Source organism: Trinickia mobilis (assembly GCF_017315705.1).
Taxonomy (GTDB): domain Bacteria; phylum Pseudomonadota; class Gammaproteobacteria; order Burkholderiales; family Burkholderiaceae; genus Trinickia_A; species Trinickia_A mobilis.
In genome coordinates, this window is sequence record NZ_JAFLRF010000006.1 from 240923 (window position 1) to 256345 (window position 15423).

Consider the following 15423-nt stretch of genomic DNA (forward strand, 5'->3'; position numbering starts at 1 on the left):
ATTTCGCAAATCAGCTTCGACGCTTCCCTGAGACGCTCCTGATCTTCGTCGAGCATGACCGGTCACGGACGTTGTAGACGTCACAATCATTTGATGCGACGGCCAGGTGGTTGACGACCCATCAGCGTCTCTGCGCTCCATTCCGTTGCGGCAAGCCTGGAGATGAAGAAATCAGCCAACGCGCTAATCTTCGCTGGCCGTGCCCGGGCAGTGGGGGTAACGAAATACAGGCCACCTTCGGGCAGTCGCCAATCGGTCAGAATCGGTTCGAGCTGTTTGTCCGCGAAATACTGTGTCGCGACAAACTCGGGAAGCTCCGTGATGGCAAGTCCTGCGACGAGCATGGGCAGTAACGCTTCCACGCTTGATACTCGCAATGCCCCGGTTGGTGTGATCGTGCATTCCTCGCCGCTTTGGTGGGTAAAGCGCCAAACGTCGCGCTTGGTCCTGTTGACGTAGGTCAGGCACTGGTGGGCGCCAAGATCGTGTGGGTGCTGCGGTCGGCCATAGCGAGACAGATAGGCCGGAGATGCCACCACAAACCGGCGCACGGGTGCAATGAGACGCGCCGCGAGTGACGAGTCTTCCATGATCGCGATACGAAGCGCGGCGTCGAAGCCCTCCCCGATCAGATCGGCATGGGCATCCGTGAGATGAAGATCGACGGCAATATCCGGATAGATCCGGAAGAATTCGGGCAGCAGCGGGGCGACCCAGCGAGCACCGAAGGAGAGTGGTGCAGCGAGCTTTATCAGACCACGCGGTCGGCTCGAGGTCTCACGTGCGAAATCCTCAGCCTCCTCGGCGTCGGCGTAGATTTTCGCCGCTCGCTCGGCAAGCGTATGGCCGTAGTCCGTGAGTGCAAGCCGTCGGGAGGTACGGTTAAAAAGCCTCCCCCCCAGTCGCTCTTCCAGGCGGGTGACCGCCCGGGAAACCGTGGCGACAGAGACGCCCATGGTCGCCGCCGCGGCTGCAAACGAACCTTCTTCGGCGACCTTCGCGAACATCGCGAATCCTTCAAAGTCCGGTAATTTTGACATCGACAATTCTGCAACGATGGTTTTCAATCATTTCCATTTCGAAAAGTAGCACGCTGCCATAGATTTGTCTCGTCGCACAGGAGAAAGATCATGGTACGAAAACTGGAAGGAAAGATTGCCGTCATCACCGGCGGCACGACCGGCATCGGTCTCGCCACCGCCAAGCGCTTTGCGTCGGAGGGCGCGCGGGTATTCGTGAGCGGCCGTCGTCAAGCCGAACTCGATACCGCCGTCGCAGCTATCGGGCCGAGGGCGACCGGCGTGCAGGCGGACTCCGCCAATCTCAACGACCTGAGTCGGCTCTACGAGCGCGTGAAGACACAGGCAGGCCGCATCGACGTGCTTTTCGTCAATGCGGGGGGCGGCTCGATGCTGCCCTTGGGGTCGATCACCGAAGAGCAGTATGAGGACACGTTCGGTCGCAACGTGAAGGGTGTGCTCTTCACAGTGCAGAAGGCATTGCCCCTCCTCGTCGACGGCGCCTCGGTGATACTCACCGCGTCCAATGTCAGTATCAAAGGCACACCGACGTTCAGTGTCTATAGCGCCTCGAAGGCTGCAGTGCGCAACTTCGCACGAAGCTGGACGCTCGACTTGAAGTCTCGCGGCATCCGCGTGAACGTCATCAGTCCAGGCCCGATCAAGACACCAGGGCTTGTCGATCTGGCCGGCCCGGATGCTGCGCAACAGCAGAGCTTGCTCGATTACATGGCCTCGACCATCCCGCTCGGGCGCGTCGGGGAACCCGACGAAGTCGCAGGTGCCGCCCTCTTTCTCGCCTCCTCCGATTCGAGCTTCATCGCCGGTACCGAGATCTTCATCGACGGGGGACAAGCCCAGATTTGACAAAAGGCCCCCGAAGCGACCGTGCCGCCCGGACCGGCCGCTCAATTCCAATCGCCCTTCAGGCACCTTCACCGACGATCAAACCACGCAGGAAACGCTCATGAGCACCATGCTCGAAGTTCATGCATTCGCCACGCCCAACAGCATCAAAGTTCCCATCGCACTGGAAGAGATGGGGCTCGACTATCGGCTCGTTCCCGTCAGCCTGCGCCAGGGCGAGCAGAAGACCGACGCCTTCAAGGCAATGAATCCCAACGCGAAAGTCCCAGTTCTCATCGACCGATCCGTTCCTGGGGACGGCGACGTGATACTCAGCGAGTCTGCCGCGATCCTGGTCTACCTCGCAGAGAAGACCGGGCAACTTCTTCCGAAGGACGGCCCCCGACGCGGCAAGGTCTTCGAGCAACTTTTCTTCCACGCATCCGGCCTCAGCCCGGCGTTCCTGAAGTCATTCCAGGTCGCGATCCAGGCGTCGCCGCAACCCGAGGCAAAAGCGCGGGCGCTGGCGGAGGTCGATCGGACGCTGGGCGTGCTCAACCAGATTCTCGAGCGCCATCCGTACGCCGCCGGCATCGAGTACAGCATCGCGGACATTGCCCATTTCGGGTGGGTATGGCGTCATCAGGCGATCGGCGCGAACCTCGACAAGTTTTCGTTCGTCGCTCGCTGGTACGAAGAAATGTTGACGCGGCCGGCTGTCGTCGCGGCCGTCGCAAAGACCCTGGCGCTCGCTCAGTAATGCGATGCAACCTCCAGTTCCTCAGACATCCACACAGCGTGACGTGGCTCAGTCCATAGTCAATCACCAAGGAGAATCGCAATGAACGACCGCATCCATGAACTGCTCCATCGTAATCTTCTGGAGGTCTTTGGCGAAGGTGACGCAGAGCGTCGTCGCGCAGCCATCAAGGAACTCTATACCGAAGATTGTGTGCTCTACGTGCCGCCGGGTACGTTCGTCGGGCACGACGCTCTCGACAAATTCGCAGGAGATCTTCGAGCGACGCACCCGCATTTTGTTTATACGCCGCACGGTGAAGCTCAGGCCCTCCACAATGCCGGCCGCCTGGCATGGGGTTCCGGTCCGCGTGGTGAGGTACCCGACTATACTGGCGTGGATGTCGTCATCGTTCGCGACGGGAGGATTGAAGCACTCTACGTCTTTCTGGATTCCGTTCCGTCATAACCTCGTAAACATAGATAGGATTTCAAAATGTCTAAAATTCTGGTTCTGTATTACTCATCGTATGGGCATGTCGAGGTGCTCGCGGATGCCGTTGCCCAAGGTGCGCGCTCGACGGGCGCCACGGTCGACATCAAGCGGGTACCGGAAACCGTGCCGGAGGAAGCGGCCAAGGCCGCCTACTTCAAGCTCGACCAGCAAGCCCCGGTTGCGACGGTCGCCGAGCTCGCCGACTACGACGCGATCGTCGTCGGTACGCCGACTCGTTTCGGGCGTATCTCCTCCCAGATGGCAGCGTTTCTGGATCAAGCCGGCGGTCTGTGGATGAGCGGCGCGCTGAATGGCAAGGTGGGTGGCGCCTTCACGTCGAGCGCCAGCCAACACGGAGGACAGGAAACAACGCTGTTCTCGATCATCACCAATCTGCTGCACTTCGGCATGACTATCGTCGGACTGCCGTACAGCCACCAGGGGCAGATGACGCTGGATGAGATTGTCGGCGGTGCCCCCTATGGAGCCACGACCATAGCCGGCGGACAAGGTCAGCGCCAGCCGAGCGCCATCGAGCTCGCTGGCGCTCGTCATCAAGGCGAGCTGATCGCCAGGACCGCAAACAAGCTGTTCGGCTAACGCCGGATGCAATTCGTTTCGTCGATGCATGAACGGGACAGCCAGACGGATCTGCGGATCGCCCCGTCAATCCGCTCCGAAGATCCCGTTCAAACAATGGGTTCAGCCACTAACCGCTCCTTCCGACCGCGTGTAGTGTTGCAACTCATCGAGAAGGCCGCGCATCCGCGACCCTTGCGTAGGGTAGTGACCGCGCTGTCGTAGTAAACCTGCGAAGCGCGGCAAAATCTAGGTGCCTTCGGCCAACGTCCGCAATTGACTGCCCCTGACCACAGGCGTTCGGCGGCACGCGACCCTGCAAACGCCACGCGTATCGCCGTCCCATTCTTCGGATCCCGGCCGCCACCGCCGCGCAACACCTGCATCAAATTGCACATTGCGTCAAACTAGCGCGCTACTGACATCCATCGTTGCACGGTGGCCGCGGCTTACGGCAGCCGCTTAATTCCCGGAGGAGGTAACACATGCCTAGCCCATCCCTTGTCAGAGTCGCCATTCTCGACGACTACCAGAACGCCGCGCTCGACCTGGCGGACTGGTCTCCGTTGAAAAACCGTGCGGAAATCACGGCCTTCAACGACCACCTGGCGGAAACCGCGCAGGTTATCGAACGCCTAAAGCCATTCGACGTGCTGTGCGTGATGCGCGAACGCACGCCACTCACGCGCCCGATTCTCGAAGCCCTGCCCAATCTCAAGCTGATTGCGTCGACGGGCGCGGGCAACGCGTCGATCGACACGGACGCGGCGGCTGAGCGCGGCATCAAGGTCGTCCACACGGGATACTCGTCCACGCCGACCATCGAATTCGCATGGGCGATGATTTTGGCCATGGCCCGCAATATCCCTGTCGAGAATCGATCCTTACGCGAAGGCGGCTGGCAACTCACGCTCGGAACGCAACTGGCCGGCAAAACCCTGGGCCTTCTCGGGCTTGGCCATGTCGGTTCGGCGGTCGGTGTGATCGGCCGCGCGTTCAGGATGAATGTGATTGCCTGGAGCCAGAACCTGACGGCCGAGCGCGCGGAATCGAAAGGCGTGCAACGGGTCGACAAAGATACGCTGTTCTCGGCTTCCGACTTTCTGTCGATCCACGTCCGCCTGAGCGAACGGACGCAAGGTCTGGTCGGCGCTGCGGAACTTGCCAAGATGAAGCCCACGAGCCGCATCGTCAATACGTCGCGCGGTCCGATCGTCGATACGGCGGCATTGCTCGCGGCGCTGGAGAGCGGGCAGATCGCAGGCGCTGCCATCGATGTGTACGATACCGAGCCGCTCGAACTGACGCACCCGTTGCGCTCGCTGGACAACGTGCTCGCCACGCCGCACATCGGCTATGTGACGCGTGAGTTGTATGAGACGTTCTATGGCGATACCGTGCGCAACATCGTCGAATGGCTCGATCAGACGCAACGGCCCGCCGATGCGTAACGTGCGGAAAAGCCTGGTGCGCGAAGCGCCCGGGAGCGCGCGTTGAAGCTCGATCCCGTTTCGCTCAAGCTGTTCGTACGCGTAGTGGAAGAAGGCACGATCGCCGCTGCGGCCGAGCTCGAGCATATCGCCGCGCCCGCTGTCAGCAAGCGCCTGAGCGAACTCGAAGAACTCTTCGGCACGCCGCTGCTTACGCGCACCAACAAGGGCATTACACCGACGGCGGCCGGCGTCAATCTGTCGATACTCGCGCGCGATGTGCTGGACGACATGCGCAATATCGTCCTGCAGATGAAAGCGTATTCGGACGGCCTGCGAGGATCGGTGCGCGTGCTCGTCAACATCTCGGCGATCTCGACCTTCATGCCCCCCATCGTCAAATCGTTCAGCGAGCGCTATCCGGACGTCAATATCTCGCTGCTGGAGCGCGACAGCCTTGCGATTACCGAAAGCGTGGCGCAAAACATTGCGGAGATCGGCGTCTTCACGCGGCTGCCGCATAGCGCCGACATAGAGGTTCATCCGTTCCGCACCGATGAGCTGAAAGTTCTCGTCCCGTCCACGCATCCGTTGGCGAATCGCCGGCATGTCACATTCGCGGAAACGCTCGACCATGAACATGTGGTGCTCCGCGCGGGCACGCATCTGCGCTTCCAGATGCTGACGGAGGCGAGCCAGGCAGGAAAGACGCTGCGGGCGAAGGTCGAAGTATCGTCGTACGACGCGCTGTGCAGGATGGTGCAGGTCGGCATGGGCGTCGGCATATTGCCCGCGGGCAACGCGGAGCTATACCGCTTGCCGGGCACGCGCACGCTGAAGCTCGACGAGGCATGGGCGAGGCGCGAACTTGTCGTGTGCGTGCGCCGCGCGGATGCGCTCTCACCCGTTGCGCGCCTCTTTTTCGACCACCTTCGCGCGAGCCACTGACGCGTTAGGCGTCTGAATCCTGCCATCGCGGTTCGCGATGGCAGGATAGCCATTCGCTGGTGTACAGCGCAAAGCCATCTCCCTAGCATGAAGGCACTCGGCGCGCGTGTCCGGGTGCTCGGATCAACACGGCCGCCCCGGCCGTCAATGGACTACACAATGAACAGTACTGGAGCCGTGGAGACAGCTCGGACGGCACATGCCGCCTCTTCCGATCAATTGCCGCGCCTACAGCGGTACGTGACGCTCAGCGGCTCTTGGGGCGCGTGGTTGTTCGACGCACTCGACGCGACCGTATTCGGTTTCGTCATTCTCGCCGTCTCCCATACGTTTTCGGCCTCGCTTGCCGACGTGGTGTCGACTGTCGCGTGGTTCCTCCTCGCGACAGGCATCGGCGGCTTCTTGCTGGGCAATATCTCCGACAAGATCGGCCGCAAGCGCACGTTGCTGATTTCGGTCCTCACGTACGCAACGGGCACCCTGCTGTGCGGATTCGCCCATAGCATCGCGGAACTCGACGTCTATCGGTTCGCGGTGGGGATCGGCGTAGGCGGATTGTGGTCGGCCGCCGTGGCCCTCGTCAGCGAGATCTGGCCGCCGTCAGGCCGCGCGAAGGCGATTGCCGTGATGCAGACTGGCTGGTCTGGCGGCAGCCTGCTGGCCGCGATCTTCGCCTGGACGCTGCTCGATGCCTCGAACCCCGATTCGTGGCGCCGGCTCTTCATGCTGTCCGCCGTGCCCGCGTATTGCGTTGCGATTTTCATCCTTGTCTTCGTGAAGGAATCGCCCGTGTGGCTCGCGAACCGCGAGTTTTTGAAGAACCATGCAAGCAAAGGCAACCTGCTGCAGATTTTTCGGCCCGAATACCGCCGCACGACGCTGCTCGCGCTGACGATCTCGGTTCTCGGCATGTACGGGTACTGGATCATCACCACGTTCACGCCGACCTATCTGCAGAGCATTCTGCACGTGCGCATCGATCAGGCTCCCGTCTTTCTGGTGTGGACAGGCATCGGCGCGACGCTTGGCTATCTCGCGTACGGCTCGCTCGCCGAGCGCTTCGGCCGGCGCGCGGCATTTGCGGGATTCTTTATCGGCATCGCGATGGCTGTACCCGTGTTCGCGTATGGCGCGACGATAATTCCGCTGACCAACGGCAAGCTCGAATTCAATGTGCAGAACATCGCCATTATCGGCGTGCTGTCGGCACTGCTCGGATTTTTCACCGGTTATTTCAGCGGCTTCGGCGCGTGGTACGCGGAACTGTTCCCGACCAGCATCCGTTCGACGGCCGCGGGCTTCTGCTTCAACTTTGGACGCGTCGGCGCGATTGCCGGCATCAAGCTCGTGCCGGCGCTGATTCCGCTGATCGGATTCACGATGACCTACTGCATCGCATCCATTGCGTATGTCACCGCCGCGATTCTTGTGTTCACGCTTCGGGAAACGCAGGGCGTTCAACTCACAAGCGGAAATTGATTTTCAACTTTTACCGGTTAAAGACCATGAAAACTTACCGAATCGGCCAGATCGTTCCCAGTTCCAACACGACGATGGAAACAGAAATTCCGGCCATGCTGACCTCGCGCTACGACCTTTTCCCCGACGAGCGTTTCACATTCCATTCGGCGCGCATGCGCATGATGCATGTCACACCGGAAGAACTGAAGAAGATGGACGTGGATAGCGACCGCTGCGCGCTCGAACTCAGCGACGCGCGCTGCGATGTGCTCGCCTATGCGTGCCTCGTCGCGATCATGTGCCAGGGCCCCGGTTATCACCGCGTGTCGGAGTCGCGCCTGAACAAGGCGGTCGAAAGCAACGGCGCACCCACGCCGATCATCAGTTCGGCTGGCGCATTGGTCGAAGCCGTGAAGACGATGGGGTTCAAGCGCGTCGCGATCATCACGCCTTACATGAAGCCGCTGACGCAACAGGTCGTCGACTACATCCAGAGCGAAGACATCGAAGTGACGGACTCGATGAGTCTGGAAGTGCCGGACAATCTCGCGGTCGGCCGTCTCGATCCGATGAATCTGATCGGTCACGCGGATCGGCTCGATATCGGCACGGCCGACGCCGTCGTGCTCTCCGCATGTGTGCAGATGCCCTCGCTGCCTGCGATCCAGGCCGTCGAAGACCGCCTCGGAAAGCCGGTGCTGTCCGCCGCGACGTCGACCGTCTATCGCATTCTCAAGACGCTGGGACTGAAGGCGCAAGTGCCGAACGCGGGTTATCTGCTGTCGGGCCGTTACTAGCAAGTGACATAAAGGCCTCCTTTTCCTCGAACGGTCCAATCCGGCACTGTGTGGAGAATGATTCCCATGAGTGCCACTCCCACCAGAGCGCCGATCTGACCCGGGACCGGGACCTCATCGAGGCCCTGCTTAGTCACCATGTTCATTGTTTGCATTCCTTATGAGCCAGGCGAACTTCAGAACGAACGTTCCGATGAGATCGTCCGGTTCTACACCTCGAACCAGAACGCCGCCCCGTCACGCTTCACGTGCCCGGCCGTCGGCGCGGCATAGTGGGTGCCGATAACCAGAATCGGCTGGTCGGCCCACTCGGCGAACAACTTTGCGCGGGTGGCCGTCGCGGCTTGGATGTCGCTGTCGAGGCTCGTGGCCCACTCGGGGTGCGCCATTTGGCAGGGATGGTGGGCAATGTCGCCGGTGATCACCGCGCTCTGCCCTTCCGATTCGATCATCACGCTCACATGGCCCGGCGTGTGGCCAGGGGTTGGCCTCAGACGCACCTCAGGCGAGATGCGGTGATCCATCTCCACCAGGTCGACCAGGCCGGCATCGAAGATCGGCCGCACGCTGTCGCCCATGATCGCCTGCGGCTCCTCGTCGCCCTCGTTGCTCCAGTGCTCGAATTCGCGCTTGCCTATCAGGTAGCGAGCCATGGGGAAGGTCGGAACCCACTTGCCGTCCACCAACATGGTGTTCCAGCCCACATGGTCCACGTGCAGGTGGGTGCAGACCACGGCGTCGACACTGTCGCGGCTCCAGCCCGCATCCGCCAGGTGTTGCAGGAACGGCGTCGCCAACGGGTTTCCGCCCACCAGACGGCGCGGCTTGTCGTTGCCGATGCAGGTGTCGACCATCAGCCTCAGCCCCGGCGCCTCCACTAGCAGGGCCTGGACGGACACGTTGAGCGAACCATCCTCGTTGGCGAAGTGCGGATAGAGCCAGGGGCTGGCCTTCAGCGCCTCCGGCGTCGCGTCCCGCAGGAAGAAGCCCTCCGGATCGTAGGGGAGGGACATCGACATCTCGACCACGCAGGTGATCTTCACCGCGCCCACCTGCCAATTCAACATAACGACCTCCTCATGGTTGCATCGTGTCGAGGAAACCTCGTCCGCTCGTCGCCTGACCCGCTTTGACCAGGGCACGGGGATCGCACCAATGGAAAAGGCGCGCGCGGGAGCGGTGAATATCCGCTTGTCATGTCGGTCACATCGTTAAAATGACTTTGCCAAACGGCCGATCCTCGATTAGATGGCGCAGTGCCTCGCCTGCCTCGCCGAGGGGATAGACCCGCTCGACGATCGGCTTGACCGACCCGCCCACGATCAGCGGGATGATGTCCCGCCACGCATCGGCGACCGCGGCCGGCGACTGGGCGAACAGAGAGAAGCCTTCCATACGCGCGCGTTTCCAGATCAGGTCTGTCACATCGATCGTGGTTCTGCGTCCAGCGGAGTAGCCCAGCGTGATCAGGACTCCGCCGGGACCAAGGCTGGCCAGCGCCTCACTGGTCACGCTCCCGCCGATGCTCTCAATGACGATATCGACGCCCTTGCCGTCGGTTATCCGGCGAACGCCGTCGGCGAGACCTTCTGCACTAAGGTCGACCACGTGCTCAAAGCCAAGCTCGCGTGCCTTCGCGGCTTTCGCCGCACCGCCGGCCGTCGAAATCACCTTGCCGGCGCCCTGCGCCCGCGCGAGTTGATACGTCGCGTTGCCGACCGACCCGCCGATCCCCGGAGCCAGCACCGTCATGCCCGGCTTGAATCCGGCCAGCGTCAGCGTGATCTGTGCCGTCAGATAGGCCACTGGAAGGCTGGCCGCGACGACGTCGTCGATCGCGTCGGGCACGAGCGCCAAATCATCGGGCCTCACCAGCAGCCATTGTTGCCACGCGCCATTCTCGCGAACGCCGTAGGGCCCGGTGAACATCACGCGCCTGCCCACCGCGAGCGCCGAGTCGCCAGCATCCTCGACGACACCGGCGCCCTCGTTGCCGGGCACCAGCGGCGCCTTGGCCCGAGGGTGTCCGCCTGACAGGATCGTGTGATCGAGCGGCGTGACGCCGGCGGCCGTGACGCGGACCAGCACGCCGCCCTTTGCCGGTTGCGGCTTAGGCAATTCGGTCTGCCGCAGCGCCCCATAGCCCGAAAAAGTTTTCGCCTCGATCGCTCGCATCGGTATCACCCTATAAAGTTACGGACCTGTACGTTACTTTGATAGTAGGAACAGGTCTGTTACTTTGTCAAGCGAGAAATCGGAACGAGAGGAGCAGGCGGAGATCCGCGATTGAGCTTTAGCGCTCGATGTCGTCGGCTTTAGCAGAATCACGACAAACGCTTCGCGACGCTTGCGATCAGCTCATCCACTCTCGCGAGGAACAGCTTCAGAATCGGAGAGGTATTTTCCCTCCTGTAGCCGATAACCAAGTCGATCGTCGGCGCCCCGCTTTCGAGCGGACGGCTAACGACCGACCAAGGCATCAGGTTCTCGACATAGGCCGGGATCAGCGTCACGCCTCGCGTCGACGCAACGAGTGACATGACCCCCGCGGGGTTGTCTACACTCTGTGCCGGCGTGATCTGGACTCCTGAGCGCTCCAGGTAGCCGTCGATCACCGCGCGCAGCACCCTGGCCTTGTTAGCCATAGCGATGAAAGGCTCACCAACGAGTTCTTGCGGAAGGATCGCAACGCGGGACGTCAGCGGATGGTCACTCGGCATGAGCACCACGAGCGGTTCCCGTCCCACGACCTGGTAGGCGAGATTGAAGTCCGGTTCGGCACGCAGGAACGCCAAATCCAGCTTGCCGCGCGCGAGCCCTTCGGCAAGATCCGGCGAGTAGTCGCTGGATACGACGACGTCGACGTTCGGCAACTCGCTGCACAGAATGCGCATGACCTCAGGCAGCCAAGTCATTTCCTCCCCGGTGAGGAAGCCAATCGAGAAGCGCTGCTTCGCAGGTTGCGCTGCCCTTCTGGCCGATTCGACTGCAGCTTCCACCTGGGTCAGCGCCAGTCGGGCGTGATCGATGAATGCCTTGCCTGCTGGGGTCAGCTCCACGCCGCGCGCGCTGCGGCTCAGCAACTCGACCCCGACCTGGTCCTCCAAATCCCGAATCTGCCGACTCAGTGACGGCTGCGAAGTGTGCAGGCGCCGTTCGGCTGCCTCGGTCAGGCTGCCCGTCTCGGCGACGGCAATGAAGTACCGAAGATGTCGCAGCTCCATTGCGGATCCCATGCCTGTGAAGTATGCCAACCAGCCTATTAAGTCTTTTTCAATCTTGGCGCAAGTCCCTAGATTCTTTCCCGTGCAGATGGCGGAGCGCCAAGGCGTACGCACCGCCCTTAGCCCCAATCCGCTGCCGTCGCCGGATAATCAATTGGAACAGCAATGAGCTCCACCCCCAACCCCACTTCCCTTGCACCGCTGTACTGGCTGGCGTTAGGTACGTTCGCGGTCGGCACGGAAAGCTTCATGATTGCCGGACTGCTGCCCGACATGGCCGCCGACCTGAATACCAGCATGGTCGCCACTGGCCAGCTGGTCACCGTATTTGCGCTGGCATACGCGTTCAGCTCGCCGATCCTGACGGCCCTGACCGGCGCCTTCAAGCGCCGCAGCCTGATGCTAGTCTCGCTCTCGGTCTTCACCTTGGCGAACCTCATTGCCTCGGTCGCCCAGAACTATTGGGAATTGATGGCGGCCCGCATCCTGCTCGCCGCGGCCGCTGGCCTGTACGTTCCTGGTGCCAACGCCCTGGCCGGTGCCATCGCCGGCCCCGAACGGCGCGGTACGGCGCTGGCCATCGTCAACGGCGGCATTTCGATTGCGGTTGCCTTCGGGGTACCGCTGGGCGCACTGGTCGGCGACCGGCTGGGCTGGCGCATGACGTTTGCCGGCGTCGCCGCCTTATCGGCCGCGGCCACCGCAGGCCTGTTGTTCGGCCTTCCGCGCGCGATAGGCGCAGGCTTGTCGACCGCTAACCTGCGCGAGCGCATCCATACCGCGCGCAAGCCGGTCATCCTGATGACCTTGATCGTCACCTCGTTGTGGGCCATGGGCGCATACACGATCTACACCTACCTGGCGCTATTCGTTGCCGAAGCCACGCAACTGCAGGGCGCGCAAGTCGGCTACATCTTGTTCACCTGGGGCGTTGCGGCGGCCGTCGGCGTGTTCATCGGCGGCAAAGCCGTGGACCGCGTTGGTTCGCGCCAAGTGATCATTCCCTGCCTGGGAACATTGATCCTGGCTTTCTCGCTGCTATCGGTCAGCGTGCACTGGCTGCCAAAAACCCTTGCGCTGATCCCTGTCTTGATCAGCGTCATAGCCTGGGGCATTGCGCACTGGTCGTTCTACCCTGCGCAGCAAGCGGCACTGGTTAGCATCGCCGGCCTGCGCGGAACACCGATTGCGCTGTCACTGAATGCTTCGTTCATGTATCTGGGCTTCTCGCTCGGCGCCGCGCTGGGTTCGCTTACCTTGAGCCTCACGTCCGTAAGCAACCTGGGCTGGACTGCCGCGGCCTGCGAAGCGGCAGCGTTGATTCTGGCGGTAAGCATCGACAGACGCCTGGTCAGGGGGCGGAATGTAACTGCCACTGCGGCATAAAGTCGACGAGCGTCGCCCCCCCGAGCCACATACCCGCTTGACGATTAGCGGCGCGGCACTACCATGTTCACGACATGCACCAGCACGGCCTCGCCGTCCTGGTTCAGCGTGGTCGTTCGGAGCTTGACCAGACCCTGCTCCGGACGGGACTTTGACGGCCGCACCTCGAGCACCTCGCACTCGACGCGCAACTCGTCACCGGGACGCACTGGCCGGGGCCAGCGGCACTCGTCGAGCCCAGCGCCGACGAAACCGCCAGCCGGCTTGAGTTCGGTTTCAATCATCAACCGCATCGTCACGGCAGCGGTGTGCCAGCCGCTGGCGGCCAGTCCGCCGAAAATCGAGCGGCGCGCCGCCGCCTCGTCGAGGTGGAAGGGCTGTGGATCGAACTCGGCAGCGAACGCCAGGACCCGCTCCTTGTCGATGCGCAGATGACCTGAACCAAACGTCTGCCCCACTGCGAAATCTTCCAGATAGCGCTCGCTCAACTGATTCATGATTCAGTCCCAGCCATACGCAATGGTTTCGACATTGACGATGCCCTGCGACAGCCTGAAAAGGTCTCTGCTTCCATCACCCGCATGGCCATCTCCATAAAGTGACTAACCTGTAAGTTACTTTAATACTACGAACAGGTCTGTTACTTTGTCAAGCGAGAAATCGGAACAAGGGGAGCATGCGGATATGGAAGCACGAGCCCGACCCCGCCGGGGAGCCCCGCCAAAGGGCGAAATAGGTGCCCGCGAGCGCATCCTCGCGACGGCCAGCGAGTTGTTCTACCGCGAGGGCATTCGCGCCATCGGCGTCGACACGGTCGTCGAGCAATCCGGCGTGTCGAAGACGAGCCTCTATCGCCTGTTCGAATCCAAGGACGCCTTGATCGCCGCCGTCGCTGCCGAACAGGATCGGCTGTTCTGGGCTTGGTGGAATCGCACGGAAGAGCAACACGCTGGGGACCCGCGCGCCTTGCTGGACGCGTTGCTGGCCGGGATCGCGAAGCGGATCGGGCACCCTGCCTATCGCGGCTGTCCCTTCCTCAACCTGGCGACGGAATTCCCCGACGACACCCATCCTGGCCGGGTCGTCGCCCGCGACAACAAGGAGGAAATGCGGGCGAGGCTCGCGACCATAGTGACCCGGCTTGGTGCCAATGACCCCGGCCGTACGGCGTCCCAGATCGTGCTGCTCATCAACGGCGCGTACGTCACCGGCCTAATGGCGGAACCGGCCGATCTGAGGGGCGATCTCGTCGATGCCGCCATGAAATTGTTGGCCTAGTGGTTTGCCGACGTTGGCCACATGTAACAGCGCCAACCCTCCGCAGCCTTGCCAGAACAGCACCTCGAATCTGGCCATAGCAGCCGTTCTTCGCTTTCAGCCTCTTGCGCAAGATGCCATTACAATCCAGCACTTCGATCCGACAACCGTGACTTGCGCCATGAAATACCTCCTTGCGTCGACACTCGTGGCGGTCATCGCGGCCGCAAGCATGGCCGTGAAAGCCGAAACATCCGGCGGCAGCGATACACCCAAACAGCTGTGCGCCATTGGGCATGTCACCGGCGTCGGCGGATCGGCACAGAGCGTTCGTGAATACCTGGCGACCCCCGACAGAGATAAATATCGCTACCTTGCAGACCACCCGATCCAATGCCAAGTCTCCGACGAGGGTCGCGCATCCGCCTGTACCGGCATCACAAGCCTTCGGCATGAACGGGTCAGCGTGTACGACGACATCGACAGCGCGACGATGGCCGTGGTCGCGCGCGTGGAACTCGACCAAGGGACCTACCCGGTGATTATCGTTGTGCCAAAGCAGGATGTGCAGTGCGAGGAGTGAATGCCGTCACGGCCGCCATTCGGGTCGGCACCGCTCCCGGCCCGCTGAAGTGACTCATCATTTTCTTACTCTAAAAAAAGACCGTGCACTGGCAGGCAAGACGCCCTGCGCTGACGGGCCAGCGCCACTGCGCTATTCGGCGATATCGTTATCTCACCCCGCAAAACCTGCCGCCCCGTCCGGGAGCCGGCGACATCTAGGAGACGACGATCGAAATCAAGGCGAAGATCCCTGAGGAAGCAGTTCAACTGGATGACCTGCCCTGGAAGCCGTTCCCCGATGCGCTATCTCAAGGAGGTATCCGCTGGAAGATGCTGCACGCGTCGCCGGAAATGGGCGCATGGACCGCAATGTTCGATTGCCCGGCCGGTTCGCCCTTCAATGCCCACTTTCACGTCGGGCCGGGTGAATATCTGCTCACGAAGGGTCGCATGGACGTTCGTGGCGGCAAGGAACATGGCGGCGACACCGTGGTCGCGCCGGCCTACGGCTATGAATCCGCCAACGCCCGCCATGACAAGACGTTCTTCCCGGTCGACAGCGAGTTCTACATGACGTTTCTCGGCCCTCTGTCGTTTATCAAGGAAGACGGCACGCCGATCGTCGTCGTGACGTGGGACGAGGCGCAACGGGCATACGCCGGTTGACAGTCTTGCATT

17 protein-coding genes are annotated in these 15423 nt (G+C 61.8%); 12 read left to right on the forward strand and 5 right to left on the reverse strand.

Annotation, left to right across the window (positions count from 1 at the left end; translation table 11 throughout):
• Positions 1–86: 86 nt before the first annotated feature.
• Positions 87–1040 (reverse strand): LysR family transcriptional regulator, encoded by a 954-nt coding sequence (locus J3489_RS11305; protein ID WP_206998065.1) that lies wholly within the window; start codon positions 1038–1040, stop codon positions 87–89.
• Between the two features lie 90 nt (positions 1041–1130).
• Here J3489_RS11305 and J3489_RS11310 point away from each other — a divergent pair, with 90 nt between their 5' ends.
• The 8 genes from J3489_RS11310 (at position 1131) to J3489_RS11345 (ending at position 8314) form a co-directional block, all read left to right on the forward strand.
• The gene (locus J3489_RS11310; protein ID WP_206997894.1) at positions 1131–1886 is read left to right on the forward strand and encodes an SDR family oxidoreductase; all 756 of its coding nucleotides are present in this window, start codon (positions 1131–1133) and stop codon (positions 1884–1886) included.
• Between the two features lie 100 nt (positions 1887–1986).
• A complete protein-coding gene (locus J3489_RS11315; protein ID WP_242539938.1) occupies positions 1987–2625 on the forward strand; it encodes a glutathione S-transferase family protein in 639 nt (212 codons plus the stop codon).
• Between the two features lie 81 nt (positions 2626–2706).
• The gene (locus J3489_RS11320; RefSeq protein ID WP_206997896.1) at positions 2707–3072 is read left to right on the forward strand and encodes a nuclear transport factor 2 family protein; all 366 of its coding nucleotides are present in this window, start codon (positions 2707–2709) and stop codon (positions 3070–3072) included.
• A 27-nt stretch (positions 3073–3099) separates the two neighbouring features.
• The gene (gene wrbA / locus J3489_RS11325; RefSeq protein ID WP_206997898.1) at positions 3100–3699 is read left to right on the forward strand and encodes an NAD(P)H:quinone oxidoreductase; all 600 of its coding nucleotides are present in this window, start codon (positions 3100–3102) and stop codon (positions 3697–3699) included.
• A 464-nt stretch (positions 3700–4163) separates the two neighbouring features.
• Positions 4164–5129, forward strand: coding sequence for a D-2-hydroxyacid dehydrogenase family protein (locus tag J3489_RS11330; RefSeq protein ID WP_206997900.1), 966 nt, complete (start codon positions 4164–4166; stop codon positions 5127–5129).
• A 42-nt stretch (positions 5130–5171) separates the two neighbouring features.
• Positions 5172–6056: a LysR family transcriptional regulator gene (locus J3489_RS11335; protein WP_206997902.1), complete on the forward strand. Its 885-nt coding sequence runs from the start codon at positions 5172–5174 to the stop codon at positions 6054–6056.
• A 159-nt stretch (positions 6057–6215) separates the two neighbouring features.
• Positions 6216–7535, forward strand: a complete 1320-nt coding sequence (locus J3489_RS11340; RefSeq protein WP_242539939.1) for an MFS transporter — start codon at positions 6216–6218, stop codon at positions 7533–7535.
• A gap of 26 nt (positions 7536–7561) precedes the next feature.
• The gene (locus J3489_RS11345; RefSeq protein ID WP_289623109.1) at positions 7562–8314 is read left to right on the forward strand and encodes a maleate cis-trans isomerase family protein; all 753 of its coding nucleotides are present in this window, start codon (positions 7562–7564) and stop codon (positions 8312–8314) included.
• 209 nt (positions 8315–8523) lie between these two features.
• Here the strand turns inward: J3489_RS11345 and J3489_RS11350 are convergent, their stop codons facing one another.
• The 3 genes from J3489_RS11350 to J3489_RS11360 all read right to left on the reverse strand — a co-directional run bounded on the left by J3489_RS11350 (position 8524) and on the right by J3489_RS11360 (position 11538).
• A complete protein-coding gene (locus J3489_RS11350; protein WP_206997904.1) occupies positions 8524–9381 on the reverse strand; it encodes an MBL fold metallo-hydrolase in 858 nt (285 codons plus the stop codon).
• A 136-nt stretch (positions 9382–9517) separates the two neighbouring features.
• On the reverse strand, positions 9518–10489 hold the full coding sequence (locus J3489_RS11355; RefSeq protein WP_206997906.1) for a quinone oxidoreductase family protein: 972 nt from the start codon (positions 10487–10489) through the stop codon (positions 9518–9520).
• 149 nt (positions 10490–10638) lie between these two features.
• Positions 10639–11538 (reverse strand): LysR family transcriptional regulator, encoded by a 900-nt coding sequence (locus J3489_RS11360; RefSeq protein WP_206998070.1) that lies wholly within the window; start codon positions 11536–11538, stop codon positions 10639–10641.
• Positions 11539–11703: 165 nt separating this feature from the next.
• Here J3489_RS11360 and J3489_RS11365 point away from each other — a divergent pair, with 165 nt between their 5' ends.
• On the forward strand, positions 11704–12924 hold the full coding sequence (locus tag J3489_RS11365) for an MFS transporter (RefSeq protein ID WP_206997908.1): 1221 nt from the start codon (positions 11704–11706) through the stop codon (positions 12922–12924).
• 44 nt (positions 12925–12968) lie between these two features.
• On the opposite strand, the gene J3489_RS11370 is transcribed toward J3489_RS11365, so the two are convergent.
• Positions 12969–13412 (reverse strand): MaoC family dehydratase, encoded by a 444-nt coding sequence (locus J3489_RS11370; protein WP_206998072.1) that lies wholly within the window; start codon positions 13410–13412, stop codon positions 12969–12971.
• A gap of 196 nt (positions 13413–13608) precedes the next feature.
• On the opposite strand from J3489_RS11370, the gene J3489_RS11375 reads away from it, so the two are divergent.
• From J3489_RS11375 to J3489_RS11385, 3 genes are all read left to right on the forward strand, one after another.
• Positions 13609–14202, forward strand: a complete 594-nt coding sequence (locus J3489_RS11375) for a TetR/AcrR family transcriptional regulator (RefSeq protein ID WP_206997910.1) — start codon at positions 13609–13611, stop codon at positions 14200–14202.
• Positions 14203–14362: 160 nt separating this feature from the next.
• The gene (locus tag J3489_RS11380; protein ID WP_206997912.1) at positions 14363–14764 is read left to right on the forward strand and encodes a hypothetical protein; all 402 of its coding nucleotides are present in this window, start codon (positions 14363–14365) and stop codon (positions 14762–14764) included.
• A gap of 248 nt (positions 14765–15012) precedes the next feature.
• Complete coding sequence (locus J3489_RS11385) at positions 15013–15411, forward strand: cupin domain-containing protein (protein ID WP_374193446.1); 399 nt, start codon at positions 15013–15015, stop codon at positions 15409–15411.
• Positions 15412–15423 lie beyond the last annotated feature (12 nt).